The following is a 26,270-nucleotide window of genomic DNA, read 5'->3' on the forward strand; positions in this document are numbered from 1 at the left end:
ACGGGAGGCTTGCGGCGTTCTAAACCCGGTCGGCCACGGGGCGGTGCAGCCCCGCGCGCAGCGCCGTGAGGTGCTCCGCCCCGATCCGCTGCTGCTCCTCGGGCGGCACGCCGCCCCCGAACGCGTGGTACGCGCCGGGGAAGTTGTGCAACTCCACCGGCACGCCCGCCTGGGCGAGCCGCAGCCCGTACAGCAGCCCCTCGTCCCGCAGCGGGTCCAGGCCCGCCGTAGAGATGTAGGCCGGCGGCAGTCCGGCGAGGTCCGCCGCCCGGGCCGGGGCCGCGGACACCGGCAGCCGGCCGGGTGCCCGGTCCGCGGCCTCGCCCAGATACAGCTGCCAGCTCTCCTCCGCCAGGCGGCGGTTCCAGACCGGGGTGTCGGTGCAGGCGGCCATCGACGCCGTCGCCAGCCGGTCGTCGAGGACCGGCGTGCTCAGGTGCTGGAAGCAGAGCGCGGGCCCGCCCCGGTCGCGGGCGAGCAGGGTGAGCCCGGCGGCCAGCGCGCCGCCGGAACTCGCCCCGGCCACCGCCAGCCGGTCCGGATCGGCGCCCAGCTCGCCCGGGTGGCCCGCCGCCCACTCCAGCGCCGCCCAGCAGTCGTCGAGACCCGCCGGATACGGATGCTCCGGCGCCAGCCGGTAGGAGACGGCGACCACCACCGCCCGGGCGTACAGCGCCGCCTGCGCGGCGCCCAGGTGCACGGAGTCCACACTGCCCAGACAGAACCCGCCGCCGTGGATCCACAGCACCGCCGGCAGCGCCGTCCCCGCGTCCCGGGGCCGGTACACCCGCACCCGTACGGCAGGGCCGCCGGGCGGTCCCGGCACGAGCAGTTCCCGCACGTCCACCCCGGGTACCGGCGGGAGTTCGCCGAGGCCGAGCAGCCGGCCCCGATGGTCCGCGATCGCGTCGACCAGACGCCCGTCGACCGGCACCTCAGGCCTCCAGCCGGAGCGCCTGGGAGGGACACAGCGCCACGGTCCCACGGGCCGCGGCCTCCTCCTCCGGTCCGGTCACCGGAGCCCGCAGCAGGAGCACCGTCCCGTCGTCCGACTGGTCGAAACGGTCGGGTTCGGACAGCACGCACTGTCCCGCCCCCAGACACCGGCGGGTGTCGGCCGTGATGCGCATATCTCTCAGGTCCCTTCTGCGATGCCGGCGACGCGGTCCGCCCGCGGCGCACGGTCCTTTCACCAGGTGACGGGCAGTTCCCAGATGCCCTGCACGCCGCCGGGCTCCTTGAGCGGCAGCGCGCCCGACGGCACGGCGAGGCGCAGCCCCGGCAGCCGGCGGAACAGCGTGGACAAGGCGATCTCCATCTCGGCACGGGCCAGGTTCTGACCGATGCACTGGTGCACGCCGTGACCGAAGGAGATGTGGTGGCGCGCGCCGCGCGCCACGTCGAAGGCGTCCGCGCCGGGGAACGCGTCCTCGTCCCGGTTGGCGGTCGAGATCACCACGATCACGCCGTCACCGGCCCTGATCCGCCGGCCGGCGAGTTCGGTGTCCTTCGTGGCGAACCGGGCCACCCCGTCGGCGATGGCCATGTACCGCAGCAGCTCCTCCACCGCCGTCGGCAGCAGGGTGGCGTCGGCCCGCAGCGCGGCCAGCTGCTCGGGGTGCTGGAGCAGGGTGAACACCCCGAGCGCGATGGCGCTGGCGGTGGTCTCGTGCCCGGCGACGAGCAGCAGCAGCGCGATGTCGACCAGGTCGCGGTGCGAGAGGTGGCCGGGCGTCAGCTGTTCGGCGATCAGGGTGTCCAGGAGGCCGTCGCCCGGCTCCCGCTCCTTGCGCCGGATCAGCCCGTCCAGATAGGAGCTGAGCTGCGCGAAGGCGTCGGCGCTGTCCTCCAGGGAGGTGGTGCCGGTCACCACGCGCCGGGACTGCTGCTCGAAGAAGGCGTGGTCCGCGTACGGGACGCCGAGCAGCTCGCAGATCACGATGGACGGCACCGGCAGCGCGAAGTCCGGTACGAGGTCGGCCGTCGGGCCCTTGGCCTCGATGGCGTCGATCAGTTCGTCCACGAGACGCTGGATGCCCGGCCTGAGCGCGTTCACCTTCTTCACCGTGAAGGTGGAGAGCAGCATGCGGCGCTGGACGGTGTGCTCCGGCGGGTCCATGCCGATGAAGTTGCGGACCTTGCGGGCGGCCTCGAACCGCGGCGCGGTGGCCGGATAGTGCGGATGGATCCGGTCGGAGGAGTAGGTGGCGGCGTCGAGGAGCACCGCCCGGGCCTCCTCGTGGCCGCTGACCGCCCACACCCGCCGCCCGTCGTACAGCTCGACGAGGGACACCGGGCCCCGCGCGCGGTAGCTGTCGTAGCCGGCCGGCGGATGGAAGGGGCAGCTGCGGGCCTGCGGATAGGCGGGCAGCGAGGACGACGTCCCCACGGCCCCGGTCGTCTCGGTCATTCCTTGGCCTCCAGGGTGGCGGTGGGCGGCACGGTGGCCGGAACGGGTGCGGCCGGTGCGGGCCGGGGCGAGCCGAGCCTGCGCACGAGCGGCGTCTCCACCCAGCGGAACAGGACATGGGCGAGCGCCAGGGTGAGCAGCAGCGCCGCCCCGAGCAGGACGGCCCCGACGGCGGGCGGCAGGTCCTGGCCGGCGATCAGCCGGCGGTGGAGGTACGACACGACCAGGCCGTGCACCATGTAGAACGCGAACGAGAGCTCCCCGAGCCTGACCATGACCCGGCCGCGCACCGGTGACCTCGTGCCCCGCTCGTCGGCCAGCGCGGCGGCGGCCACCAGCGGCGTCAGCCACAGGGCGGCGGTGCCGGCGATGCCGAACAGGTAGGGCACCAGCGAGTTGACGGCGTAGCCGGCGACGGCGAGCAGCCCGGCGGGCAGCAGCCCGAACCTCGGCCAGGCACCGGCGAGCACGAGTCGGGCGGCGACCATGCCCAGGAGGAACTCCAGGGCCCGGACCGGCGGGAAGAAGTAGACGAACCAGATCTGCTCGAAGGAGAGCGTGCCGTCGTCGATGAAGGGCAGCGGCGTCCCGGTGACGAGGTACCGGCCGACCAGTGGCGCGAGCACGGTGAACGCGCCCAGGGTGGCGGCCAGCGGCCACAGCCGGGCGACCGGCACCCGGTTGAGGAGCCGCAGCAGGAACGGGAAGCTCAGGTAGAAGAAGAGTTCCACCGAGAGCGACCAGCTCACCGCGTTCATCGTGTTCGGCACGGTGATGTCGGGGAACCAGGCCTGGACGAGGAAGAGATGGGCCAGCGTGCCCTTGGTGGTGAAGGGGTCGGCGGCGATCAGCATGAGGACGGCCGCGGCGGCGAACGTGACCAGGTGGTTCGGGTAGATCTTGGCCAGCCGGCGGCGCCAGACGCGCGGTGCGGTGTCGTCGGGCCGCGCCGACCAGGTCAGCACGAAGCCGCTGAGCACGAAGAAGAAACTGACGCCGTAGAAACCGGCGTGGGCGAACACGTCACCGAGCGCCTCGCCGACGGAACCGCCGACGTAGGCGGTCTGCCAGGTGGCGTGGAAGGCGAAGACGAGCAGCGCGGCGACGAATCTCAGTCCCGTGAGGGACGGGAGTCTGGACAGGGCGGGGCTGGCTGGCGGGCGGGGCATGGACGCTGACCTCCGGCTGGGACGGAAAGGGGGCACGCCCACGCTGGCAGCGCCCTGTTGGCCGGATCTAAAGCCACTCTTGTGCCGGCCCCGTCCCGTCGGCCCGAGCGCCGCCGGGGTCCTCGCCCGTCTCACCGGGCACCGCTCGTGCCCGCTTCGGGACCGCCGCGAGGAGGGCCCGGGTGTACGGATGGGAGGGCGCCGCGAAGACCTCCTCCACCGCCCCCGATTCCACGATCCGGCCGTCTTTCATCACCATCACCCGCGCGCAGACTTCCCGGACCACCGCCAGGTCGTGCGAGATGAACAGCGTCGCGAGACCGAACGAGGACTGCAGCTCCCGCAACAGGTCCAGGACCTGTGCCTGCACCGACACGTCGAGCGCCGAGACCGGCTCGTCGCACACGAGCAGCCGCGGCCCGGGCGCCAGGGCCCGGGCGATCGCCACCCGCTGGCGCTGTCCGCCGGACAGGGCGGCGGGGCGCCGCCCGAGATGCTCGGCGGCCAGCCCCACGCGCTGGAGCAGCGCCAGGGTCCGCGCGGCCCGCTCCTGCCGCGGCACGCCCGAGGCGGCGAGTCCCTCGCCGACGATCCGGGCCACGCTCCAGCGCGGGTCGAAGGCGCTGAGCGGATCCTGCGGCACCAGTTGCAGCTCGCCCCGACGCGGCCTTCGCTCACGCTCGGGCGCCGGGCTCCACGCCCGGCCCGACAGCAGGACGTCGCCCTTGTCGGGCGCGGCGAGCCCGAGCACCAGCCGGGCCAGCGTGGACTTCCCGGAACCGGACTCGCCGACGAGCCCCAGGGACTCGCCGGGCCGCAGCGTGAACGAGACGCCGGCGACGGCCGTGCGCCGGCCGCCGCGCGGGGAGGCGAACCCCTTGACCAGGTCGCGGGCGACGAGCAGCGGTTCACCCGTCGTGACGGCGGCCGGCGCGGGGCGCCGCCGGCTGCCCGGCACGGCCGCGAGCAGCGCCTGGGTGTAGGCGTGCCGAGGCTGCTCCAGCACGTCCCGTACCGGGCCCGACTCGACGATCACACCGTCCTTCATCACCGCCACCCGGTCGGCCAGCGCCTCGACCACCGCCAGGTCGTGACTGATCAGCAGCAGCCCGGTGCCGGCCGCCTTCAATTCCCCGAGCAGAGCGAGGATCCGGGCCTGGACGGAGGCGTCGAGCGCGGTGGTCGGCTCGTCCGCGACGATCACCCCCGGGTCCGCCGCCAGGGCGGACGCGATGAGCGCCCGCTGGCGCAGCCCGCCGGACAACTGGTGGACGTGGCTCGCCGCCCGTTCGGCGGGCTCCGGCACCCCCACCCGCTCCAGGAGTTCCACGACCCGCGCGCCGACCTGCCGCCGGGACGCGAGACGGTGGGCCAGCAGGGGCTCGGCGATCTCCTTGCCCACGGGACGCAGCGGGTCCAGCGCGACGAGCGCGTCCTGCGCGACCAGGCCGATCCGCCGGCCGCGTACGGTCCGCCACTCGCGGTCGCCGAACCGCCGCGCGTCCTGCCCGAACAGCCGCAGCCGCGCCGCGTCCACCGTGGCGGTGGGCCCGGCCAGGCCGAGGAGGCTGCGCGCCAGGGCGCTCTTGCCGGAGCCGGACTCGCCGACCAGCGCCAGGCAGCGGCCCGCCGCCAGCTCCAGGGACGCGCCGCGGACCGCGTGCACCCGGCCGGGCCCGTCGCCGAACCGCACGTCCAGGCCGGCGACCTCGATCAGCGGCTGGTCCCGCGCCGGCCCGTCCGCCGGAGACCCGGCTCCGGCGGCCACGCGCTCCGCCCCTGCGCCCGTTTCGCGCAGACCGGTCATGAGGGTCCGTCCTTTCACGAGAAGGCCCTTCGTTCGGCCCCGTGCCGCGCGTGGCGGCCCACCGCCGTGACCGCGAGGACCGTGGTCAGCAGCAGCAGACCGGGGAAGAGGGCGATCCACCACGCCTGGTCGAGGAAGCCCTGGCCCTCGGTGAGCATCGCGCCCCACTCCGGGGTCGGCGGCTGCGCCCCGAGCCCCAGATAGCTCAGCGCCGCGCCGGTGGAGATGGCCGCGCCGAGCGTCACCGTCGCCAGGACGAGCAGCGGGCCCAGGGTGTTCGGCAGCACGTGCCGGAGCACGACCAGCGGGCGCGGCACGCCGAGGGCGACCGCCGACTCCACGTACCCGGAGCGGCGCACGACCAGGGCCTGCGCGCGTACCACCCGGGCGAAGCCGGGTGCCGTGCCGACGGCGACCGCGATCGTCGTGCCCACCACTCCCTTGCCGGCCACGAGGACCACGAGCAGCGCGAGCAGCAGGCCGGGAAGGGCGAGCAGCGCGTCGGCCGCGCGCATCAGCAGGGCGTCCCCGAACCGTCCGGACAGCGCCGCGGCCAGCCCCCACACGACGGCCACCACGACGCCCGCGCCGGTCGCCGCCGCGCCGATCGCCAGCGAGTAGCGGGTGCCGTGGACCACGCGGGCGAACACGTCCCGGCCCAGCTGGTCGGTGCCGAACCAGTGGGCGCCGTCCGGTGGCCGCAGCGCGTTCAGCGGATCGGTGTCCATGGCGCCGGCGCCCGTGAACAGCCCGGGCGCGAGCGCCGCCAGCAGGACGAGGACGAGCACCAGACCCGCCACCCACACCGAGGGCCGGACGGCCCGGAGCCGGGCGTTCATGAGGCCACCACGCCCGTGCCCTTGCGCAGCCGGGGATCCACCAGCACGTACGCCACCTCCACCAGTGCGCCGATCGCCACGAAGGCGACCGCCGACAGCGCCACGACCCCCTGCACCACCGGAAGGTCCCGGCCGCCGACCGCCTGGAGCGCGACCCGGCCGATCCCCGAGCGGGCGAACACGTTCTCCACGACCACCGCGCCGCCGAGCAGGGTGCCGGTGAACCAGCCCGCCAGCGTCAGCGCGGGCAGCGCGGCATGACGCAGTGCGTGCCGGGACCGTACGGCCGGCTCGCGCAGCCCGCGGGCCCGGGCGGTGAGCGCGAACGGCTGCTCCAGCGCGTCGAGGAGCCCCTCGCGCATCACCTGGGTCAGCACGGCCGCGATCGGCAGCGCCAGCGTGAGCACCGGCAGGACCAGGGAGCGTCCGTCACCGCTGTCGGAGACCGGGAACCAGCCGAGCCGGAAGGAGAACACCGTCAGCAGCATGATCCCCAGCCAGAACGACGGGGTGGAGACCACGACCAGCTCGACGAGCTCCGACACCCGGCGGGGCCAGCGGGCCCGTCCCGTGGTCAGCACGGTCACCGCGACCGCGAGGACCACCGCCACCAGCGTGGCGTACAAGGCCAGTTCGAGCGTCGGCCCGAGCTGGTCGGCGAGGACCCGGGCGACCGGCTGCTGGAGCTGGTACGACTCGCCCAGGTCGCCCCGCGCCAGCCGGCCGAGGTAACTCACGTACTGGACCGCGAGCGGCTGGTCGAATCCGTAGTGGTGCCGGAGCTCCTCGCGGGTGTCCGCGTCCACGAGCGCGTGGGAGCCGACCACCGCGTCGACCGGGTCGCCGGGCACGAGCCGGAGCACCAGGAAGGCGAGGGTCGCGGCTCCCCACACGACGAGGAGGGCCGCGCCCAGCCGGGCGGCGACGTGGCGCAGGGCCGCCGGCATCAGCGGGTCCCGACCCAGGCGCCGTAGAACTCGGGCCAGGCCGAGGCCGACTGCCGCAGCCCGTGCACCCGCTTGTTCACGGCCACCGTGGACTGCTCGACGAACGCGGGCACCGCCACGGCCCGGTCGAGCGTCCAGCCCTGCACCTTGGCGTAGAGCGCCGCGCGCCGGGCGCCGTCGGGCGCGGCCTGGGCCTCCTTGAGCCAGCGGTCGACCTGCGGGTCGGCGACCCGGGCGAAGTTGTGGCCGCCGCTCGCGGAGGTCTCCGTCGACAGGAAGAAGTGGCTGAGGATGTCGCCGTCGGCCCGGGCCCAGGACGTCTCGACCACGTCGTACCGGCCGGAGTCCAGCCGGCCGGAGACCTCGGCGGCGTCGGTGGAGGCGGCCAGATCCAGCTTGATCCCGGCCTTCTTCAGCTCGCCCTGGACGGCCTGCGAGAACAGGCTCGGCTTGCCGTAGACGGGGGCGACGACGGTGAGCACCCTGCCGTCCTTCGTGCGGTAGCCCTCGCCGTCCCGCCCCGTCCAGCCCGCCTCGTCGAGGAGTCCGGCGGCCTTCGCCGGGTCGTACGGCCGGCTCTTCTCCAGGGAGGCGTCGTAGCTGTCCGGTGTGGTGGGGGAGAGGACGCTCCAGGCCCGGGTGGCGGTGCCCTGGAAGACCGAGCGGACCACCGCGTCGAGGTCGACGGAGAGCTGGAACGCGCGGCGCACCCGGATGTCGGAGAAGAGCGCCCCGCGGGTGTTGAGGTAGAAGGCGTCGACCGCGCCCGGCACCGCCTTGCTGGTGAGCGTGAGCCGGGAGTCCCGCTCCACCGTGCGCACCTGCTGCGGCGGGACCGCGCCGGCCGCGTCGACCTGACCGGACGTCAGGGCGCCGATCCGCGTGGTGTCCTCGGTGATGAAGCGCAGCGTGAACGAGTCGAGCCGGGCCGGACCGGTGTGGCCCGCGCCGTCGGGCGCCCAGGCGTAGGCGGTGTTCTTGGTGTAGACGCGCTGCTGTCCTCGCGTGTACGCGCCCGCTCGGAACGGCCCGCTGCCCACCGAGGCGGTGCCGGCGCAGAGCTTGTCGGCGCCGGATTTCAGGGAGGCGGGCGACGCGATGCCCAGGTAGGTCGTGCTGGCGGCCTGGAGGAAGGGGGCGTACGGGCGGCTGAACCGGACCTCGATCTCGGTCGGGCTCTTCACCGTGGCGCCCGCATAAGGGCCGAGCAGACCGGCCGCGTACTGCGACTGCGTCTTCTTGTCGGTGATGTGGTCGAAGTTGGCCTTGACGGCCGCGGCGTCCAGCTTGCTGCCGTCGTGGAAGGTGACGTCGTCGCGGAGGGTGAAGGTGTACGCCGTGCCGTTCGCGCCGACCCGCCAGGACTTCGCCAGCCAGGGTTCCAGCTTGCCGTCGGGCGTCTGGTAGACCAGCGAGTCGAAGACCGGCCGCTGGACGAAGGCCGTCACGTCCTGCGCGCTCGTGTGCGGGTCCCAGCAGTCCGGCTCACCGTCCGTCGCGTAGACGAGCGTCCCTCCGTTCACCGGCTTGGCGTCCGCGGCGGGGACGGCGCCGCCGCCCGCGGAGCAGGCGGTGACGCCGGCGAGGACGACGGTGGCCAACAGGGCGGCTGTACGAGCCGGACGGCGTGGGTGCATGACGGACTCCGAGCGATCGACGGGTGCGGGGGCGGCCTGGGCCACTGTCGTGGCCGGGACTAAAGCCGGACTGAACCGTCGTCGCCGCTCGCGGCCAGGACCTGGCTGCCGGAGGCCGCCCCGGCAAGCAGCTCGAAGGAGCGCAGCCGCTCCTCCTGCCCGTGCACGACGGTCAGGGCCATCACCTCGTCCGCGCCGGTGCGCGCGAGCAGATCGGCGAGCTTTTCCCGGACCGTGTCGGGGGCACCGACCAGCTGCGGCTCGACGAGGTCGTCGAGGAAGGCCCGTTCGGCGGCGTCGTACCGGTGGGCCGCGGCGGTCCGCGCGGACGGGAAGGCGTCGAAACGCCGGACGGTCCGCATCCGTATCTTGCCGAGGAGATAGGGCGAGGCGACCGTACGGGCCTCCTCGTCGGTGTCGGCCACGGTGGTCAGGACCGAGACGAGGGTGCGCGGCCGGTCCAGGTGGGCGGAGGGCCGGAACGACTCGCGGTAGCGCTCCAGGGCGAAGGCCGTGGCGTGCGGATTGATCTGGTGGGCGAACGCGTACGGCAGACCCAGCGATCCGGCGGCCGCGGCGCTGGCCGGGCTGGAGCCGAGCATCCACACGTCGGGGCGGCCGTCGGCGGCGGGCACGGCGGTGATCCCGGAGGAGGGGTCGCCCGGGGCGAAGTAGCCGTCGAGTTCGGTGATCTGGCGCGGGAAGTCGTCCTCGCCGCGGTCGGGGGAGCGGCGCAGGGCGCGCGCGGTGAGCGGGTCGGTGCCCGGGGCGCGGCCCAGGCCGAGGTCGATCCGGCCGGGGTGGAGCGCCTCCAGGGTGCCGAACTGCTCGGCGACCACCAGCGGGGCGTGGTTGGGGAGCAGGACCCCGCCGGACCCCACCCGCAGGGTGGTGGTGGCCGCGGCCAGCCGGCCGATGAGGATCGGCGGCGCGGAGGTGGCGAGGCTGGGGGTGTTGTGGTGCTCGGCGACCCAGTAGCGGTGATAGCCGAGGGCCTCGACGCGCGGGGCGAGCGCCACGGTGTCGCGCAGGGCGGCGGTGGCGGAGCCGTCTTCGAAGACCGGGACGACGTCGAGGACGGAGAGCGGTATTCGGGTGGTGGCGGTGGTGGCCATGGACCCTCCTCGGAGAGGTACGGACGGACGGTGCGGACGGGTGAGGGGGAGGGGGACCGGCCGGGCGCCGCGACGGGGGTGACACGGCGCCCGGCCGGGGATTCGGGCTGGATCGGGGACTCGGGCCGGGTCGGGGACTCGGGCTGGGCCGGGTCGGGAACCCGGGCTGGATCGGGGACTCGGGCTAGGCCGGGTCGGCGACAGGCTGCGGCGAGGCGCCGTCCGTCGTGTCGGCCGGGGCCTCGGGAGCGGGGGTGGGACGGCCGGGCAGCAGCAGACCGGCGAGGAAGACGACCACGGCGGCCGCCACCACCCACCAGAAGGCGTCGCCGAAGCTCTCGGTCGTCGGCGTGGCGTGCGCGCCGCCGCCCTGGAGGATCAGGGCGACCACCGCGATGCCGAGCGAGGCGCCGATCTGGTTGAGGATGAACACCGCGCCGGTCGCCCCGGCGACGGACTCGCCGGGCACCGTGCGGTACACCGATCCCATGGTCGGCGCGCCGACCAGACCCATGCCGAATCCGGCGGCGAGCTGGGCGGCGGTGAGGAGCACCTGCGAGCTGTCCGGACCGGATCCGGTGAAGACCAGCGCGCCGGCACCGATCAGCAGGGCGCCGGTCGGGACCAGGACCTTCGCCCCGAACCGGTCGGCCAGGTTGCCGGCCAGCGGCATGCCGACCAGCGTGCCGAGACCGAGCGGCGCGAGGAGCAGGCCGGACTCCAGGACGGAGTGCCCGTGCACCTGCTGGTAGTAGAGCGGGAGCAGGAAGAGCAGCGAGAACAGACCGCCGCCGAGCAGGAACATGGTGGTGACGCTGGCGGTGAACCCCTTGCTGGCGAAGAGCCGCAGGTCGAGCAGCGGCGTCTTGTCGGTGCGCAGCGCGTGGACGACGTACGCGGCGAACAGACCGAGGCCCACGACGAGTCCGACGATCACCCGGGTGGAGCCGAAGCCGTGCGCGCCGGCCTGGGAGAGCGCGTAGACGAGGGCGGCGAAGCCGGGGGAGAGCAGGAACACGCCCACGGCGTCGAGCGGCACCGGGTCACCGCTCGGCGGCGGGTCGGCCGGCAGGACCTTGATCGCCAGGATGATGGCGGCGAGCGCGAACGGGATGTTCACGAGGAACAGCCACACCCAGGACAGGTTGTCCAGGATCAGCCCGCCGACGATCGGGCCGACGACCGGACCGAGGGTGATGGGCACGGAGATCAGGCCCATGACCCGGCCGATGCGCTCGGGCCCCGCGGCTCCGGCGACGACGGTCATCATGATCGGGTCGATCATGCCGCCGCCGAGACCCTGCACGACGCGGAAGGCGATCAGCGACTCGGCGTTCCACGCGAAGGCGGCGAGCGTCGAGCCGACCAGGAAGACCGTCAGTCCGAGCAGCCACATGCGCTTGGCGCCGAAGCGGACCAGCGCCCAGCCGGCCAGCGGGATGGACAGCGCGACGGCGAGCAGATAGCCGGTGGTGACCCACTCGATGGTGGCCAGCGTGACGGTGAACTCGCCGCTCAGGGTGGAGATTCCGACGTTGACGATCGTCGCGTCCAGGTACGACATCATCCCGCCGAGCACCATCACGCCGAGCAGCGTGAGCAGCCCCGAATCGAGCCGGGCGGGGGCGCCCTCCGCCGCTTTTGTTGCAGACACGGCAACTCCTTTGTACTCGTGTGCCCATCAATTTGAACTGGGTAGTTAATTTTTGTGGCTGTGACGGTAGCATGGGCACATGAGCGTTGGCGAGACCCCCCAGACGGACGAGACCCCGAAGACGAAGACGGCCCCGGCGGACCGGGGCCGGATGGACAAGCGACGGGCCATCGTGGAGGCGGCCCTGCGGGTCTTCGCACGCGTCGGCTACAGCCAGGCGAGCCTCGACCTCATCGCCACCGAGGCGGGCGTCGCGAAGCCCACGATCTACAACCACCTGGGGTCGAAGGAGAACCTCTTCCGCCACGTGATGACCGAGACGGCGGCCCGCTCCAACGCCAAGACCCTCGACGTCCTGGAGTCCTTTCCGACCGACCCGCAGGGGCTGCGGCCCGGCCTGGAGGACGTGGCCCACAAACTCGTCGACTGCTACTGCGACGAGCAGTCCGAGTCGGTCCGCCGGCTGCTGTACGCGGAGGCCGTCCGCTTCCCCGACCTGTTCGACGAGGTCCGCGCCAGCGGGCCCAACCAGTTCACCGACGCGCTGGCCGGCCGGCTCGCCCGCCTCGCCAACGCCGGACACCTGCGCATCGAGGACCCCGAGCGGGCCGCCAACCAGTTCATCGCCCTCGTCTACGAGGAGCTGCCCGGCCTGAGCGCGCTGGGCACCCGGCCACTCGACCCCGAGCAGGTCCGCCAGGTGGTCACGGCGGGCGTCGACACCTTCCTGCGCGCCTTCGGGGCCCCCGGCCGGACCACCGGGAGCCCCGCCGCCGACGCGGACGTCAGCGACTGATCCGCTCGAACTCGCCACGGAAGAACAACAGCGGCTCACCCTCCTGCGACGCGTCGAGGCGGAGCACCCGGGCGACCACGATCACATGGTCGCCCGCCCGGTGCTCCGCCTCGATCGCGCACTCCAGCCAGGCCAGCGCCCCGTCCAGGACCGGCGCGCCCCCGGGCGAGGCCGACCACGCGACCCCCGCGAACTTGTCGCCCCCGCGCGCCGCCAGCCGGGTCGCCGCCTCACGCTGCCCCGCCCCCAGGATCGAGATCCCCAGCGTCCCGGCCTCACGGATCCGGGGCCAGCTGGAGCTGGTGTGCGCGACGCAGAACGAGACCAGGGGCGGATCCAGGGAGACGGAGCAGAACGAGTTCGCGGCCAGGCCCGCCCGCTCGCCGGTCACCGCGTCCCGCGCGGCGACGGCGACCACCCCCGTCGCGAACCGCCCCAGCACACTGCGCAGACACCGCTCGTCGGCCGGCGCGGCCGTCATCCCGCTCACGCCCGCACCGCCCCGTCACGTACGGCGGCATCCCGTACCCCCGCATCCCGTACCCCCGCGGGCCGGGCCTTCGCGTCCCGTACCGCGGGGGCGTAGCGCAGCCGGGCGAACTCCCGCGTCAGCGCGATCCGCTGCTCCCGGTACCCGCCCCGCATCCGCAGCACCGACAACAGCGTCCACAGCCGTGTCTGCGCGAAGAACCGCGGCGAACCGTGCACGTCGTCATGGGCCAGCAGGCGTACCCCGCGCACCCGCTCGCGCAGCAGCCGGGCGTCCCCGGGCGGGATGATCTCGTCCCGCAGGCTCGTCACGTGCGCCACCGGGATCCGCAGCTCCGACAGCTCCTCCGGACCGAGCGCCCGGTCCGCGAGCAGCCCGTACACCTCGCCGGGTGTGGTCCCGGCCAGGTGCGCCAGCGTGTCGGTGGTCACCCGCGGCACCGTCCGCTGCCAGCCGGCGTCGGTGAAGAAGTCGTGCAGCGGCGCCCCCGCCCCGACCACGCCCCGGATCCGCTCGTCCGAGAGCGCCGCCCGCAGGGCCAGATGACCGCTGAAGCTGAGCGCCAGCGCGTACGTCCGCGAGGTGTCGGCCCGCCCCGCGACCGCGTCCAGGAGCCCCGAGAACATCCGGTGCGCCTCCGCGTCGTACGGCAGCGTGTTCTCACCGACCCCCGGCATCTCCGTGACCACACCGGCGAAGCCCAGCTGGTCGAGCTGGAGCAGCACCGGCGCCCACTGCTCCTTGATCGACACGATGCCGCCGGTCATCACCAGCAGCGGCCGGCGGTTCCTCGCGTCGAGACCCACCGTCCAGCACCGCACCCGCCCGCCGGGCAGCTCCACGTCCAGCCGCTCGACGGCGGGGAAACCCGCCGCCCACTGCGCGAAGGAGGCCGTGCACGCGGCCAGCGCCGCCGCCCGGGCGGCGCCGTCGACGAACGGGAAGCGCGCCATGTTGTAGTGCACGGACGCCTCCAGCGGCTTCCCGGCCTCCGCGAGCCGGGCGGCCTCCGTGCTCCACTCGCGCACCCAGGAGCCCGGCGTGCCGTCCCCGTCGTGCCGGATCCGGGCGAGCAGCGGATCGTACGTCTCGGGCGGCAGACCCTGTGAACGGGTGTGCGCCACCACGAAGTTCTTCAGCTCGGCGATGTCGTTCATACGCTCTCCAGCGCCTCCTTCACCTCGGTCAGCACGTCGGCGGCCTCGGCGCCGTCGATCGCCCGGTGGTCGAACGCCAGGCTCAGCCGCAGCACCGGCGCGATCACGATCCGGGCGTCCCGGACCACCGGCCGGTCCAGGATCCGGCCCACCCCGAAGGTGGTGGTCGTGCCACCGACCGAGTGGAACGAGTCCACCGCCCGGTGCCCGAGCGACGTCACCGAGAACGTCCCGGTCAGATGCGGCCGCAGCGCCAGCGACCCGGCGGCCTGCCGGAACGCCTTCCGGCCCTCCGCCCAGGACAGCCGGTGCAGCCTGCGGATCGACGCGAACTCCTCCAGCACCTCCGGATCGCCGTCCCGCACCCGGTCGATGTGCTTCTGGACCGTGGCGAGTTCGGCGTCCTGAAGGTCCGGCACGACGGTCCCGAGCACCACCCGGCGCCCCTCCAGCGTCCGGTCGAGGGCCAGCTTGCCGTTGACGAACGGATAGCGCGCGATCCGCGGACGGCGCGGGCCGCCCTCGATCGCCGCGTTCGCGTCCGGATGCGCCGCGAGGACCCGGCCGGCCGCGCGCAGCACGTACGCGGAGATCGAGTACCGCACGCCCTCGCGCTCCCGCGCCTCGGCCCGGTGGGCCAGCACCCGGCCCATGTCCACCTCGGTGTCCAGGAAGACCGGTGCGAAGTCCCGTACGGCCTCCAGGAAGAACAGCGTGTGCCGCCGCTGCCGGGGCAGCGGCACGCCCTCCTGCTCCTCGGTCACGCCGCCCCCACCGCCAGCCGGTACAGCGCCGCCAGGCTCTCCGCCTCCAGCGCGTCGGCCAGCGACAGCGGCCGGCCGGTCTCCCGCTCCAGCGCCGTGCACAGCGCCAGGAGATGCACCGAGTCCCAGGAGTCCACGGCGTCGAAGCCGAGCCCGAGGTCCTCGACGGTCACGGACAGCGCGAGTTCGTCCCGCAGCAGCAGGACGAAGTCCTCGACGGTCTTCACGGGGCACTTCCCTTCGGGGGCGCGGCCTCGAACCGCGCCGTGAGTCGGATGTGGTCCGCGGGCTCCGGCAACGGATCGAGGCCGTGCCGGAACGCCGTCGCGTCCTCGTCGGCGTCGACCACGGCGAAGCCCGCACGCGGATAGAAGTCGGCGACCTTCCCGTTCTTCGCGGTCCGCCGGTACGACGCGAGGACCTGCCCCGCGCCGCGCTCCCGGGCCTCCCGGAGCACCGCCGAGAGGACCGTGTTCTCGATGCCCCGGGAGAAGACCCGGCAGCTCAGCAGGAAGTTGTCGATGTGCACGGCGTCGCCCGCGCGCCGCAGCAGCACCGCGCCGACGAGTCCGTTGTCCCCGAACCGGTCGGCCGAGGAGACGGCGAGCACCGAGGCGTCCGGGTCCTCCGCCAGCGCGCGCACCTCGGCGGGCTGAAGCCGCTCGGTGGTCAGGTTGAACTGATTGGTGCGGAGCGTCAGCTGGGAGATCCGGGCGTACTGCTCGGGCGTCGCCGGAGCCACCGTCACGGAGACGTCCAGCTCGCGCAGATAGCCCTCCAGCGAGTCGAAACCGTCCAGGAAGTCCTGCCGGGCCTGCTCCTGCCGGTAGCGGGCCGGCCGAGCCCGGTCCTCGTCGGTCAGCTCCCGTACGTCGAACCAGCCCTCGGCAAGGAGACGGGGCACGTGCAGCGCCGGCTCCTCGTCGACCTGCACCACCGCGACCCCGGGCAGCTCCCGGCGGACCAGACCGCACTCGAAGGAGCTGTCGTCGACGAAGACCACGCTGTCCACGCCCACGTTGAGCTCACGGGCCAGCGCCGTCAGATTGTCGTGCTTGGGCGCCCAGTTGGCCCGGACGGCCACCAGGTCCTCCTCGCGCAGCGCCAGTCCCGGATGCTCGCGCAAGGTCTTGACCACCGGCTCCTCGTCGTTCTTGCTGACCACCGCGAGCAGCACGCCCTGCGACCCGAGCTGCGCCGCCACCCGCTGGAACCGGCGGAACGCCTCGCCGCGGTGGCTCTCCCCGGTCTCGATGCCCTCGGGCCCGACCTCGCCGAGCACCCCGCCCCACACCGTGTTGTCGAGGTCGAGCGCCAGGACCTTCTTTCCGCCGCCCGTGGCCTGCCGGGCCAGCTGGCCCACCTCCCGCGCGTATCCGGCGAGCAGGGGCTCCGACAGGTGGGCCTTCGCGTACACGCTCTGGCGTACGTCCCACGCCGCCACGCCCTCGGCGAGCAGCGGGTCGAGATCCACCGTCACCACACCGGGTCGCTCCTCGGCCAGCCGCAGCAGGCGGACGTTCGCCTCGCGCCACAGCGCGCCCAGCCGGGCCCGTGCCCGGCGGTCGATCAGCTGCGCGGTCAACTCCCGTGGGAGCGGCAGGGTGTTGAGGACCAGGGTGCCGCCCGGGCAGGAGGCGGCGAAGACCTCGGCGGCCCGCTCGACCAGGGCCAGCTTCGCGTCGAGCACCCGCTCCGCGTCGCCGACCCGCCAGGGCGCCGGCAGCTCGTCGGCGACCACCGACGGGTCGAGCACACAGAGGACGAGCGCGGGCCCGGCCTCGTACAGGGAGCTGTCCGGATCGACGAGGTCGAAGACCCACCGGTCGAAGTCGGAGAGCCGCACCCGCGCCAGCAGCCCGTGCCGCGCGAACTCCACGGTGAGCGAGGGGACCAGGGCCGACAGGGTGCCGTGCCCGGTCACCGCCACCAGCGGCGCCGGCACCGCGGGATGGGCGGCGAGCACCTCCTCGGGATCCAGCCGGGCCAGCAGCCGGCCGGAGCGGATCAGCTCCGTCTCCGGCGACCGGGCAAGGAGACCCGCCACGTCCGGATACCGCTCGGCGAGCCGCCCTGCCCGGTGCAGCTCGCTCAGCGACTCCACCGTCATGTCAGTTCCCCTCCAGAGCGAACCCGGACTTGATCCACTTGCTGGACTCGATCGAGATGCCGACCGCCTTCCGCCCCGGCCCGAGCCGCCCGGCCAGCGCCTGTTCCAGCTGGAGGAGGACGATCGCGTTGCCGCTGTTGCCGGCCTCGGTCACCACCGAGACGTCCTCGGCGGCCGGCAGCGCGAGCCGCCGGGAGATCAGGCCGGTCATGCGGCCGGACAGCTGGGGCGGCAGCAGCAGGTCCACGTCCTCCGGGCGCCAGTCCGCGGTGTCGAGCAGCTCCTCGAGGACCTCCTCGGCCAGCGCCGGCACCTGCTCCTCGATGGCCTTGTAGTCCTCGCTCGCCGCCGGCCGGTCCGGATCCCGGTCCCGGTCGGCCGGGCCGTACCACTCCAGGACCGCCCCGGGATCCCGCCCCAGGCCGACGAGGCGGGTGAACAGGCCCCGCACCCGCGCCGAGCCGGGACCGGGGTCGACCCCGAGGACCGCCGCGCCGGCCGCGTCCCCGAAGAGCACGTAGTTGACCAGTTCGGCCGGGGCGGCCTTCTTCAGGTCCGCCGTCACGTCGTAGAACCGGGCGATCACGTCCCCGCCCAGCACCAGCACCCGGCGGCCGTCGCCGCTGCGCAGGATCTGCCGGGCGACGTCGAGCGCCTGGACCGCCCCCGAGCAGCCGGACTGCAGCTGGAAGGAGCGGACCTGGTCGATGCCGAGCCGGTCCGCGACGATGTTGACCGTGGCCGGCATCAGCCGGTCCGGGGTGGCCGTGCCGAGCACCACCGCGTCCACGTCGGAGCCCTTCAGCCCCGCCGACTCCAGCGCCCGCCGGCCCGCCAGCTCGGCCAGGTCCGCCAGCGAACTCGTGATCCGCCCCGACTCCAGGTCCAGCGCCAGATGGCGGGACCTGGTGCCGATGAAGGCCTCGACCCACTGCTCCCACAGCGCGTCCATGCCGAACCGCCGGGCCAGCGCGGCGTTGTCCACGGCGGGCCCCGGCAGCGCGGACGCCGCCGAGAGGATGTGTACGTCCCGACCGGTCATCAGTGGCTTCTCCTCGTGCTCTCTCCCGGCGCTCGCCGCGGGTCAGTCGGACAGCAGGATCCGTGCCTCGGCGGACGCCCGGACACCGGTCATCCGCCAGGTGCGGAAGCCCGTCAGGCCCTCGTAGCGGCCGCTCGTCCCGGTCGCCGGGTAGTACACCCACTCGCTGGTGCGGACGTCGTTGAAGTCGGCCCAGCCCTCGGCGTGGATCGTGCCGTCGTCGAGGGTGATGTCCTCGGTGTAGTAGGTCATCAGGCCGCCGTCGCCCGGCCGGACGTACTCGATCCGGAACGAGCCGTGCGAGGTGCCGATGAGCTTGCCCGCCTCGTCGAACAGCTCGTCGTCGAAGGTGCCGGTCTGCCCGGTCCGCGGGTCCGCCACCTCCACGTCGTCGACCACCTTGACGACGATCTCCTCGGGCACGCGGATCACGATCTGGTCTGCCATGGTGCGGTTCCTCTCGATGGGTGTGCGAGGTCGGTGCAGGGGTGTCACAGGGCCGGGGCCGGCCCGGTGCCCGCGATCAGCGGCGGTCGGCCGGGAAAGACACCGGGCCCGGTGAGGGCGGTCGTCGGGCCGGTGTCGAAGGCCGCGCGCCGGGTGTCGGGGGAGGGGAAGAAGACCTCCGCCGCGGGTTCACCGGTCCGGGTCAGCACCGCCCAGAAGCTGCCCCGGGTCCAGGTGCCGGTGTTGAGCGGGTCGTTGTCGGCGAAGGTGTACGGCGCGTACTGCAGACCGGTCGGATCGGGCTGCGTGAAGCGCCCCCAGAACCCGTTGTAGAGGTGGTGGTCCAGGACGTGCGCGCTGCGCAGCAGCTGGTACGCGCCGCGGTAGCGGAAGGGGTTGGACGCGGCCGCGGGGCCGGTCGCGGTGACCGCCCCGTGCGGGGTGTACCGGTAGCGGGCGGCGAGCCGGCCCTCCTCGTCGAGGAGCGCGAGCACCGAGCCCTGGTCGTCCGTCACGGCCCAGTGGCGCCGTCCGTCCGCGGTCAGGACGGCGAGCAGGGCGCCGCCCGGAGTCCGGACGAAGTCGGTGGCCGTGCCGTCGTCCACGACCCGCACCACCCCCAGGTGACTGTGCGTCAGCACATGGGTGACCGTGCGCCCGTCGACGGTGGTCTCGGTGATCCTGCGCGGGAGCTCCTGGCCCAGCCCGTCGTAGGCGATGTCCACCACCCGCTGACCGCCGAACACCCCGGTGAGGGTCTGACCCGAGGGGCTGTACGTGAAGCAGCCGGTCGGGTTCTCCTCCTCGGTGAAGTTGCCCGCCCCGTCGTAGGCGAACGTCGTCTCGCCGAAGCGGGTCACCTGGCCCGCCGGGTTGAGCGTGAAGCGCACCTCGCCCAGGCGCACCAGGTGGTGGGCGTCGTCGTAGGCGAACTCCACGTCACCGGCGCGCACGAGCCGTCCCAGCGTGTCGTAGCCGTAGCCGGTGAACTCCCCGTCGACCACGGTGTTCCGCAGGACACCGGTGTCCGCCCCGCTGCCCGTGCAGTAGCCGTACCGCACCGACAGCAGCACCGCCCCGTCGGCGTGCCGCACCGTCAGGGAGGCGGGGCGGCCCGAGGCGTCACGGGCGATCTCCTGGACGGCCGGGCCGTAGTCCACCGCGACCAGCCGGCCCGCCGCGTCGTGTGTCAGCGCGGCCGTGTCACCCGCCGGGGTCGTGACGGAGGCCGGGCGGCCGGCGGCGTCGTACGTGTAGCGCGTCGCACCCCCCGGGGTGGTCAGCGCGAGCGGCAGGCCCTCGGCGTCGTACGCGGCCCGGATCTCCTCCGTGCCCTCCGCGTCGGTGCGCACGGCTCGGGTCAGCCTCGGGCCACCCGCCGTGCGGGTCCAGCCGAAGGAGTACGACCAGCCGGGACCGGACTTGCCGACCGGCCGGCCCAGACCGTCGTGGCTCAGCGAGAGCAGCGTCTCGCCGGAGTCCTCGTCCGTGACCTCCGTCGGCCGGCCCAGCGCGTCGTGCCGGTGCCCGAGGGTACGGCCGTCGCCCGACGTCACGGCCGTGATCCGGGAGAGCGCGTCGCGACGGAACACCGTGGCCCCGAGCGGCTCGGGCGGCACGACGCGGACGAGCACGCCGGCCTCGTCGTACCGGAAGGCGGTCGTCGCCCCGTTCCCGTCGGTGAACTCCGTGATCCCGCCGTGCTCCGGGTCGTACGCCCGGGAGTCCAGCGCCTCCGCCCGGCCCGCGACCCGGGTGCGCACCACCCGGCCCGCCGCGTCCCGTTCCAGCAGCAGCTCGTGCCCGGCCGGGCTCCGCAGCGCGCTCACGAGATGGGGGTGGCCGGGATCCTCGTACGCCGCCGAGAACTCCCCGGACGTCGGCAGCCGCAGGGACACGGCCCTGCCGCGCTCGTCGTGACGGCGCAGCAGCGTGCCCCCGGCGGCGTCCGTCGTGCGCGTGGGGCGGCCCGCGTCGTCCCACTCCTGCCGCGCCGTGTTGCCCAGCGCGTCGGTCACCGCGGTCGGCCGACCGTGCGCGTCGAGGGCGTACACGGTCCGGCGGCCGGCCGGGCCGGTCACGGTCGTGCGCCCCTCGCCGTACGCGAAGCCGAGGCGCACCGGCGCCTCGGGCCCGGTCCAGCCCACCGTGGCGAGCTTGCCGTCCACGGTGTACCCGAGCTCCAGCGGACCGTCGTGCGGCGGCGTGATCCGGACCAGCAGCCCGGCGTCGTCCCAGCTGTACTCCGTGACCGCGCCGGTGGCGTCCGCGTCGCGGACCAGGCGCCCCGCCGCGTCGTAGCCGAACGCGCCGGCCTGCGCGCCCGAGGGGTCGAGCAGCTTGGTGAACCGGCCCTCGTCGTCCCGGTGCAGCGTGGTCACCCGGCCCAGGGCGTCGGTGACGCGCAGCGGATCGGCACCGGCCTCGACGGTCGCCTCCTCCGCGGAGAGGGACCAGCCCGGCCCGAACCCCTCGTCGGCGGCGCGATCGCCGTGGAACACGCGGACCAGCCGCAGATGGCGGCCTGCCCCGGCGAGCACCAGATCCAGCCGGCGCAGCCGCGGCCGCCCCGACACCAGGTCGACGAGCAGGTCCGTACGGTCCCCGATCGGCACCCGGTGTACGGCACGATCGGCGACGGTCTCCCCAGGCGCGAGCACGGGCGACTCCCTCAGGCGGTGTCCGGAGAGCCGGCACGGCAGGTCGCCGCCCGGCGGGAGTTCAGGCTCACGCGGAGCTCTAAAGCTCGCCTAAGGCCGCGGCGGGAAACCGTCTCGGGACGCCATTAACCTTCTGTTACAGGCGAGTTGACCGAATCAAGCGTCTCGTAGGCTGTCTTCGGGTCGATTTCGATTCTGGCCATCGCCGGGAAGGAGACGCACCGCGTGACCACCACCATCGCCACCGTCGTGAACCCCCCGCCCGCCACCGTCCGCACCGCCGAACTCGACCGTCTGGAAAGGATCCTGGGCGAGGCACAGGAGGGGCGGTCCGCCGTCGCCGAGCTCACCGCGGACCCGGGGAGCGGTAAGTCGCGGCTGCTCACCGCCCTGGCCCGGCGGGCGGAGCGGCGGGGGCTGCGCGTCCTGCGCAGCCGCTGCGGCGAGGCAGCGGAACCCGTCCCTCACGGCCCCTTCGTCCAGGCCTTCTCGACCTGGCAGGACGAACCCGCCCCCGGCGCGGACGCGCCGCCCACGGAGGAACTCCTGAGCCTGCTCGCCCGGGGACCGGGCCGCGAGAAGACGGCCGGGAGCCGCTGCCAGTACTACGCCGACGTACGCCGACTCATCGGCGCGTGCCTGGCGGGCACCCCCGGCGGGGTCCTGCTCGTCCTGGACGACTACCACTGGGCGGACGACGCGACCGCCGAACTCGTCAACACCCTGATCCACTGGCCCGTCCCCGCAGGCCTGGCCGTCGCCGTCGCCCACCGGCCCCGCCAGATCCCCGCCGCCGTCCGCGCCCCCCTGCACGAGGGCGTGGAGCAGGGCCGCGTCGATCTCGTGGAGCTGCCCGCGCTGGACCTGGCGCAGTGCGCCGCGGTGCTGCGCGTCGACCCCGCCGACCCGGCCCTGCCGCGGCTGCGTGACCAGGCCGGGGGCGTCCCGCTGTACCTGCTCGCCCTCGCCGAGGAGGAGCGGCAGGACGACGGCACGAGCCCGGTGGCGGCACCCCCGCTGAACGGCTTCGCAGTGCACCTGCATGCCGAACTCGCACCGCTCGACGAGGTGGCGCTGACCGTCGTCCGGGCGGCCGCCGTCCTCGGCGACACCTTCACCGTCGACACGGTCGCCGAGGTCGCCGAGGTGAGCCGCGACCGCAGCTGCGCGGTCCTCGGCGAACTCCGCCACCGCGACCTGGTCCGCCCCACCGGTGAGCCCGGGTACCTGACCTTCCGTCATCCGCTGCTGCGCAGACGCCTGTACGAGGCGACCGACGCGTGCTGGCGGTCGTGGGCGCACGGCCGGGCCCTCCACTCCATGCGCGCGTCGGGCATGCCCGCCACCGAACTGGCACCGCACATCGAACGGGCCGGCCCCGGCGTCGGCGCCGCCGACCGCCGGGACCTCGGCACCGCGGCCCGCGTCGCCCTCCACCTGGGCCGGCCCGCCGCGGCGGCCCACTGGCTGACGGTGGCGATCCGGCTCGACCGCGCCGCGCACGCCGCGGAGAACACCGGCCGCGGGCACGCGGGAAGCCACGCCGACCGGACCGAGGAGGGAGCCGCGGCTGCCGAACCCGTCACCGAGGAGCTGTGGCAGTCCGTCGTCCAGCACCTCGCCGCCGTCGGCGACGCCGACCGGGTCGTCCGGCTCGTGCGCGAGATCCTGGCCGGCCCCGCCGCCCGGACCGGCGCCGCCCACCGGGCCGGCATCGTCGCCCACCTGTCCGCCGTCCTGGCCGCCCTCAGCCGCGACGAGGAGGCCCAGGGGCTGATCGCCGCGGAGCTCTCCGCCGAACCCGGCCCCTCGCGGGAGGCCGCGGCCATGCTCCAGCTGCGCCGGCACGTCTCCAAGGTGCTGGCCGGGCAGGTGCCCGCCCGCACCGACGTCGAGCGGCTGGTCCGGGCCACGGCGGGAGCCGGCCCGGTCACCGAGGCCGGCGCCCTCACCCTGCGCGGACTGTGCGCCGTCGTCGCCGGCGACACCTGTGCCGCCGAACGGGCCCTGGAGGCCGCCGCCCAGACGCTCGACGAACTCGACGACGGCCCGGCCGACGAACAGGAGAGCACCCTGCTGCTCCTGCTGAGCTGGGCCGAGGCCCTGATGGGCTGGTACGGCCCCGCGCACGGCCACGCCGAGCGCGCGCTGTCCGCCGTCCGGGCCAGGGGAGACGCCCATCTCCTCGCCCCGCTCCTGGACACCCTCGGCTACGTCCACTACCAGTCGGGCCGCATGGCGGACGCGCTCGCGGCGGCCCAGGAGTGCCGCGACGTGGCGAGGGCCGCCGGCCGCGGCGACCACGTCGGCCTCTCCGACGCCATCACGGCGGCGTCCTGGGCGCAGCTCGGCCGGCGCAACCCGTCCGCGCGGCGCAGCCCTCCGCAGGCAGGGAACCCCCTCGAATCCCCCCGGACCCCGCTCAACGCCCTGCTCCAGGCCGAGGCCTGCCTCGCGGCGGGCGACGGCGAGGCCGCGTTCGCGCTGCTGCTCCCGCGCCGGGAGGCGTGGCGGGTCTCCGAGCCCGTCGCCGTGCTCGCCGCCCGCGGTTACGAACTGCTCGCGGCCGCCGCCGTCACGGCCGGCCTCAGGGAGGTCGGCATGTCGGCCGGGGTCATCGAGGAGTGGGCGGCCCACTCCGCGGACGCGGCCGATGCCGTCGGGATCGCCGAGCAGCGCGGACACGCGCTGATGGCCCGGGGACACGCGCTGCTGAGCCGCCGTCAGGCGGCCGACGCGGCGCGCGTCTACGGGGAGGCCGTGGAGCTGCTCGGTGCGGAGAGCCCGGCGGGGGCCCGCGCCCGGGAGCTGGTGCGCGAACTCGAAGGGACGGCCAGGACCGCCGCCGGGCGGGACGCGGACACCGGTCCTGAGGGGGCGTTCGCCGACCTCACGCTACGGGAGAAGGAGGTCGCGGCGCTCGCCGGCGAGGGCTGCAAGACCAAGGAGATCGCCCTGCGGCTGACCGTCAGCCCGCGCACCGTGGACGCCCATCTGAACCGGATCTACAGCAAGTTGGGGGTGAACTCGCGGGCCGAGCTGGCCCGGCTGATGGCACTCGCGGGCTGAGGGAGCGCGATGGCGGTGACGAGCAGCCCGCGTCCGGCCGCCCAGCGGCCGTGGAGCGACCGCAGTTCCCGACCGCCGACGCGCGGGCCCGGCACCGCCAGGTCGGCGCGGAAGGTTCCGCGCCAGGGGTCGAACCGGACCTCGGCCTCCGGGAAGTCGAGGAAGCGCCCCGTGAGCGGGAACCAGACCTTGTAGACGGCCTCCTTGGCGGAGAACAGCAGCCGGTCCCAGCACAGCCGGGGGCGCAGGGCGGTGAGTTCGTGGACCCGGTCCCGCTCGCGCGGCAGCGGGGCGACGGTCTCCAGCATGCCGCGCGGCAGCGGCTCGTCCGGCTCCGCGTCCACGCCGACGGCCGCGGCCTCGTCGGAGCGGGCGACCACGGCCGCGCGGTAGCCCCGGCAGTGCGTCATGCTGCCCACCACGCCCTCCGGCCAGCGCGGCGCCCCGCGCTCGCCGGGCACCAACGGCCGGTATGTCACGCCCAGTTCGGCGAGGGCGCGGGCGGCGCAGAGGCGTACGGAGGCGAACTCGCGGCGCCGGGAGGGGACCGCCCGGGCGACGACCGCCTCCTCGGCCGGGAGCAGCCGGGCCTCGGGAGGGTCGCCGTACACCTCGGCGCAGGCCGTCCAGGACGGCACCAGGTCACGTATCACGCGTGCTCCCTCGGCAGGTGGGGCGGAACGTCGTGCGGGGGACGGTGGGCAGGGGCAGGGGCAGGGGCAGGGGCAGGGGCAGGGGCAGGGGCAGGGGCAGGGGTGGGGGTGGGGATGGAGACAGGGACGGGGGTGGGGGAGAGCGGCCGGAGTCCGGGCCGGCCGGCCATGATCAGCCGGGGACCGGGCGGCCGGACGCCGCGGCGGCGCCACTCGCGCGGGTAGCCCATCGACACCTCCTCGAAGCGCACCCCGTCGTGCCAGGTCGTCCGAGGGATGTGCAGATGGCCGTAGACCACCGCCGCGGCGCGGAACCGCAGGTGCCAGTCGGCCGTCGCCTCCGTCCCGCACCACAGCGCGAAATCCGGATGGCGCAGGATCCGGGTCGGTTCGCGGACCAGCGGGAAGTGGTTCACGAGCACGGTGCGGACGTCGGGCCCGAGTGCGGCGAGCCGACGCTCGGTGGCCGCGACCCGGGCCCGGCACCACGCGGCGGCGTCGGCGTACGGCTCCGGATGGATCAGCGCCTCGTCGGCGCAGACCACACCGTGCTCGGTGGCGATCTCCAGGGCCTCGGCCGCGGTTTGTACCCCGGGCTGCCGGAAGGAGTAGTCGTACAGCAGGAAGAGCGGGACGACCGTCAGCGGACCGTCGGGCCCCCGCCACACCGGGTACGGGTCCTCCGGCGTGACGACGCCGAGCGAGCGGCAGACGGCGACCAGTTGCTCGTAGCGGGCCACGCCGCGCAGGTCCGAGGGATCGCGCGGATGCGTCCAGAGCTCGTGGTTGCCGGGGACCCAGACCACCCGGGCGAACCGCTCGCTCAGCAGCCGCAACGCCGTCTCGACCTCGGACAGGATCTCGCCGACGTCTCCGGCCACCAGCAGCCAGTCGTCCTCGTGACGGGGCCGCAGCGCGTCGAGGGCCGCGCCGTTCTCCTCGTAGGCCACGTGCAGATCGCTGAGGGCCAGCAGGCTGCCGCTCATGGGCGCAGCGCCCGCGCGGTGACGGCCAGGCCCGTCACCAGGTCGGCGACGTCCGCCAGGTGGTCGGTGAGGAAGAAGTGCCCGCCCGGGAAGCTCCGGAGGGCGAACGAACCGGTGGTGTGCGCCGCCCAGGCCGAGACCTCCTCGGGCGCCGCCTCGGTGTCGTTCTCCCCGGTGAGCCCGACCACCGGACAGGACAGCGGGGACGCGACCGTCGGCCGGTACGCGGCCAGCGCCCCGTAGTCGGAGCGCAGCACCGGAAGCACCAGCTCCCGCAGGTCGGGGTCGTCGAGCAGTCCGGCTCCGGTACCGCCCAGCGACCTGACCTTCGCCAGCAGTGCCCGGTCGTCGCGCAGCCGGTCGGCACCGGTCCGGTGCCGCGAAGGCGCCGGCCGCCCCGAGACCAGGAGGGCGGCCGGGGGGGGCGCCCGGGGGGGGCCCCCGCCGCCCGCGCCCCCCGAACCCCCGGGGGCGGGATAAGCAAACACGGAAAAAAAAAAAAAAAACAACAAAAAAAA

General features: G+C 74.4%; 23 protein-coding genes. 2 read left to right on the plus strand and 21 right to left on the minus strand.

Translation table 11 applies throughout. The features are described from left to right. Nucleotides 1-19: 19 nt before the first annotated feature. The 10 genes from ACWEJX_RS20405 to ACWEJX_RS20450 all read right to left on the minus strand — a co-directional run bounded on the left by ACWEJX_RS20405 (nt 20) and on the right by ACWEJX_RS20450 (nt 11,578). Nucleotides 20-934 (minus strand): alpha/beta hydrolase, encoded by a 915-nt coding sequence (locus ACWEJX_RS20405; RefSeq protein WP_451608836.1) that lies wholly within the window; start codon nt 932-934, stop codon nt 20-22. A 1-nt stretch (nt 935) separates the two neighbouring features. Beyond that, nucleotides 936-1,130 carry a ferredoxin gene (locus ACWEJX_RS20410; RefSeq protein WP_451608837.1) on the minus strand — a complete coding sequence of 65 codons (195 nt, stop codon included), beginning with the start codon at nt 1,128-1,130 and terminating at the stop codon, nt 936-938. A 59-nt stretch (nt 1,131-1,189) separates the two neighbouring features. Then, the gene (locus tag ACWEJX_RS20415) at nt 1,190-2,410 is read right to left on the minus strand and encodes a cytochrome P450 (RefSeq protein ID WP_451608838.1); all 1,221 of its coding nucleotides are present in this window, start codon (nt 2,408-2,410) and stop codon (nt 1,190-1,192) included. Continuing rightward, nucleotides 2,407-3,579: an acyltransferase family protein gene (locus ACWEJX_RS20420; RefSeq protein ID WP_451608839.1), complete on the minus strand. Its 1,173-nt coding sequence runs from the start codon at nt 3,577-3,579 to the stop codon at nt 2,407-2,409. Before ACWEJX_RS20420 ends, ACWEJX_RS20415 begins: the two co-directional genes overlap by 4 nt. Before the next feature lie 67 nt (nt 3,580-3,646). Then, nucleotides 3,647-5,386 (minus strand): dipeptide ABC transporter ATP-binding protein, encoded by a 1,740-nt coding sequence (locus ACWEJX_RS20425; RefSeq protein WP_451608840.1) that lies wholly within the window; start codon nt 5,384-5,386, stop codon nt 3,647-3,649. A 14-nt stretch (nt 5,387-5,400) separates the two neighbouring features. Further along, nucleotides 5,401-6,225, minus strand: coding sequence for an ABC transporter permease (locus tag ACWEJX_RS20430; protein WP_451608841.1), 825 nt, complete (start codon nt 6,223-6,225; stop codon nt 5,401-5,403). Next, a complete protein-coding gene (locus ACWEJX_RS20435; RefSeq protein WP_451608842.1) occupies nt 6,222-7,172 on the minus strand; it encodes an ABC transporter permease in 951 nt (316 codons plus the stop codon). Before ACWEJX_RS20435 ends, ACWEJX_RS20430 begins: the two co-directional genes overlap by 4 nt. Then, nucleotides 7,172-8,773: an ABC transporter substrate-binding protein gene (locus ACWEJX_RS20440; protein WP_451608843.1), complete on the minus strand. Its 1,602-nt coding sequence runs from the start codon at nt 8,771-8,773 to the stop codon at nt 7,172-7,174. Before ACWEJX_RS20440 ends, ACWEJX_RS20435 begins: the two co-directional genes overlap by 1 nt. Before the next feature lie 95 nt (nt 8,774-8,868). Continuing rightward, nucleotides 8,869-9,924: an LLM class flavin-dependent oxidoreductase gene (locus tag ACWEJX_RS20445; RefSeq protein ID WP_451608844.1), complete on the minus strand. Its 1,056-nt coding sequence runs from the start codon at nt 9,922-9,924 to the stop codon at nt 8,869-8,871. Between the two features lie 184 nt (nt 9,925-10,108). Continuing rightward, complete coding sequence (locus tag ACWEJX_RS20450; RefSeq protein ID WP_451608845.1) at nt 10,109-11,578, minus strand: DHA2 family efflux MFS transporter permease subunit; 1,470 nt, start codon at nt 11,576-11,578, stop codon at nt 10,109-10,111. A 79-nt stretch (nt 11,579-11,657) separates the two neighbouring features. Here ACWEJX_RS20450 and ACWEJX_RS20455 point away from each other — a divergent pair, with 79 nt between their 5' ends. Continuing rightward, a complete protein-coding gene (locus ACWEJX_RS20455; protein ID WP_451608846.1) occupies nt 11,658-12,374 on the plus strand; it encodes a TetR/AcrR family transcriptional regulator in 717 nt (238 codons plus the stop codon). Here ACWEJX_RS20455 and ACWEJX_RS20460 read toward each other — a convergent pair. From ACWEJX_RS20460 to ACWEJX_RS20495, 8 genes are read right to left on the minus strand one after another with little or no spacing between them, the layout of a single operon-like run. Further along, nucleotides 12,364-12,855 (minus strand): flavin reductase family protein, encoded by a 492-nt coding sequence (locus ACWEJX_RS20460; RefSeq protein WP_451608858.1) that lies wholly within the window; start codon nt 12,853-12,855, stop codon nt 12,364-12,366. The genes ACWEJX_RS20455 and ACWEJX_RS20460 overlap by 11 nt on opposite strands. Before the next feature lie 5 nt (nt 12,856-12,860). Next, complete coding sequence (locus tag ACWEJX_RS20465; RefSeq protein WP_451608847.1) at nt 12,861-14,021, minus strand: alpha/beta hydrolase; 1,161 nt, start codon at nt 14,019-14,021, stop codon at nt 12,861-12,863. Beyond that, complete coding sequence (locus ACWEJX_RS20470; protein WP_451608848.1) at nt 14,018-14,785, minus strand: 2-oxo acid dehydrogenase subunit E2; 768 nt, start codon at nt 14,783-14,785, stop codon at nt 14,018-14,020. Before ACWEJX_RS20470 ends, ACWEJX_RS20465 begins: the two co-directional genes overlap by 4 nt. Further along, entirely contained in the window at nt 14,782-15,012 is a 231-nt protein-coding gene (locus tag ACWEJX_RS20475) for an acyl carrier protein (protein WP_451608849.1), read from the minus strand. Before ACWEJX_RS20475 ends, ACWEJX_RS20470 begins: the two co-directional genes overlap by 4 nt. Continuing rightward, nucleotides 15,009-16,895, minus strand: coding sequence for an HAD-IIIC family phosphatase (locus ACWEJX_RS20480; RefSeq protein ID WP_451608850.1), 1,887 nt, complete (start codon nt 16,893-16,895; stop codon nt 15,009-15,011). The genes ACWEJX_RS20475 and ACWEJX_RS20480 overlap by 4 nt, the downstream gene beginning before the upstream one ends. Before the next feature lies 1 nt (nt 16,896). Then, complete coding sequence (locus ACWEJX_RS20485; RefSeq protein WP_451608851.1) at nt 16,897-17,937, minus strand: 3-oxoacyl-ACP synthase III family protein; 1,041 nt, start codon at nt 17,935-17,937, stop codon at nt 16,897-16,899. Nucleotides 17,938-17,979: 42 nt separating this feature from the next. Next, the gene (locus ACWEJX_RS20490) at nt 17,980-18,384 is read right to left on the minus strand and encodes an allene oxide cyclase barrel-like domain-containing protein (protein ID WP_451608852.1); all 405 of its coding nucleotides are present in this window, start codon (nt 18,382-18,384) and stop codon (nt 17,980-17,982) included. 44 nt (nt 18,385-18,428) lie between these two features. Beyond that, nucleotides 18,429-21,044: a DUF6531 domain-containing protein gene (locus ACWEJX_RS20495; protein ID WP_451608853.1), complete on the minus strand. Its 2,616-nt coding sequence runs from the start codon at nt 21,042-21,044 to the stop codon at nt 18,429-18,431. Between the two features lie 225 nt (nt 21,045-21,269). Here ACWEJX_RS20495 and ACWEJX_RS20500 point away from each other — a divergent pair, with 225 nt between their 5' ends. Further along, on the plus strand, nt 21,270-24,113 hold the full coding sequence (locus tag ACWEJX_RS20500; RefSeq protein WP_451608854.1) for a helix-turn-helix transcriptional regulator: 2,844 nt from the start codon (nt 21,270-21,272) through the stop codon (nt 24,111-24,113). On the opposite strand, the gene ACWEJX_RS20505 is transcribed toward ACWEJX_RS20500, so the two are convergent. The 3 genes from ACWEJX_RS20505 to ACWEJX_RS20515 all read right to left on the minus strand — a co-directional run. After that, a complete protein-coding gene (locus ACWEJX_RS20505) occupies nt 24,050-24,766 on the minus strand; it encodes a 4'-phosphopantetheinyl transferase family protein (protein WP_451608855.1) in 717 nt (238 codons plus the stop codon). The two genes, ACWEJX_RS20500 and ACWEJX_RS20505, sit on opposite strands and share 64 nt — an antisense overlap. Then, nucleotides 24,763-25,752: a metallophosphoesterase family protein gene (locus ACWEJX_RS20510; protein WP_451608856.1), complete on the minus strand. Its 990-nt coding sequence runs from the start codon at nt 25,750-25,752 to the stop codon at nt 24,763-24,765. The genes ACWEJX_RS20505 and ACWEJX_RS20510 overlap by 4 nt, the downstream gene beginning before the upstream one ends. Next, nucleotides 25,749-26,270: thioesterase II family protein (locus ACWEJX_RS20515; protein WP_451608857.1), on the minus strand; the 522-nt coding region annotated here is incomplete at its 5' end. The genes ACWEJX_RS20515 and ACWEJX_RS20510, both read right to left, overlap by 4 nt.

The organism is Streptomyces sp. NPDC004788 (assembly GCF_053601115.1).

Bases quoted from the DNA above. Each gene is read 5' to 3' on its own strand.
- ACWEJX_RS20510 (WP_451608856.1), bottom strand. From the start codon at position 25,752: ATGAGCGGCAGCCTGCTGGCCCTCAGCGATCTGCACGTGGCCTACGAG.
- ACWEJX_RS20480 (WP_451608850.1), bottom strand. From the start codon at position 16,895: ATGACGGTGGAGTCGCTGAGCGAGCTGCACCGGGCAGGGCGGCTCGCC.
- ACWEJX_RS20460 (WP_451608858.1), bottom strand. From the start codon at position 12,855: ATGACGGCCGCGCCGGCCGACGAGCGGTGTCTGCGCAGTGTGCTGGGG.
- ACWEJX_RS20445 (WP_451608844.1), bottom strand. From the start codon at position 9,924: ATGGCCACCACCGCCACCACCCGAATACCGCTCTCCGTCCTCGACGTC.
- ACWEJX_RS20485 (WP_451608851.1), bottom strand. From the start codon at position 17,937: ATGACCGGTCGGGACGTACACATCCTCTCGGCGGCGTCCGCGCTGCCG.
- ACWEJX_RS20420 (WP_451608839.1), bottom strand. From the start codon at position 3,579: ATGCCCCGCCCGCCAGCCAGCCCCGCCCTGTCCAGACTCCCGTCCCTC.
- ACWEJX_RS20410 (WP_451608837.1), bottom strand. From the start codon at position 1,130: ATGCGCATCACGGCCGACACCCGCCGGTGTCTGGGGGCGGGACAGTGC.
- ACWEJX_RS20455 (WP_451608846.1), top strand. From the start codon at position 11,658: ATGAGCGTTGGCGAGACCCCCCAGACGGACGAGACCCCGAAGACGAAG.
- ACWEJX_RS20425 (WP_451608840.1), bottom strand. From the start codon at position 5,386: ATGACCGGTCTGCGCGAAACGGGCGCAGGGGCGGAGCGCGTGGCCGCC.
- ACWEJX_RS20465 (WP_451608847.1), bottom strand. From the start codon at position 14,021: ATGAACGACATCGCCGAGCTGAAGAACTTCGTGGTGGCGCACACCCGT.
- ACWEJX_RS20415 (WP_451608838.1), bottom strand. From the start codon at position 2,410: ATGACCGAGACGACCGGGGCCGTGGGGACGTCGTCCTCGCTGCCCGCC.
- ACWEJX_RS20435 (WP_451608842.1), bottom strand. From the start codon at position 7,172: ATGCCGGCGGCCCTGCGCCACGTCGCCGCCCGGCTGGGCGCGGCCCTC.
- ACWEJX_RS20430 (WP_451608841.1), bottom strand. From the start codon at position 6,225: ATGAACGCCCGGCTCCGGGCCGTCCGGCCCTCGGTGTGGGTGGCGGGT.
- ACWEJX_RS20490 (WP_451608852.1), bottom strand. From the start codon at position 18,384: ATGGCAGACCAGATCGTGATCCGCGTGCCCGAGGAGATCGTCGTCAAG.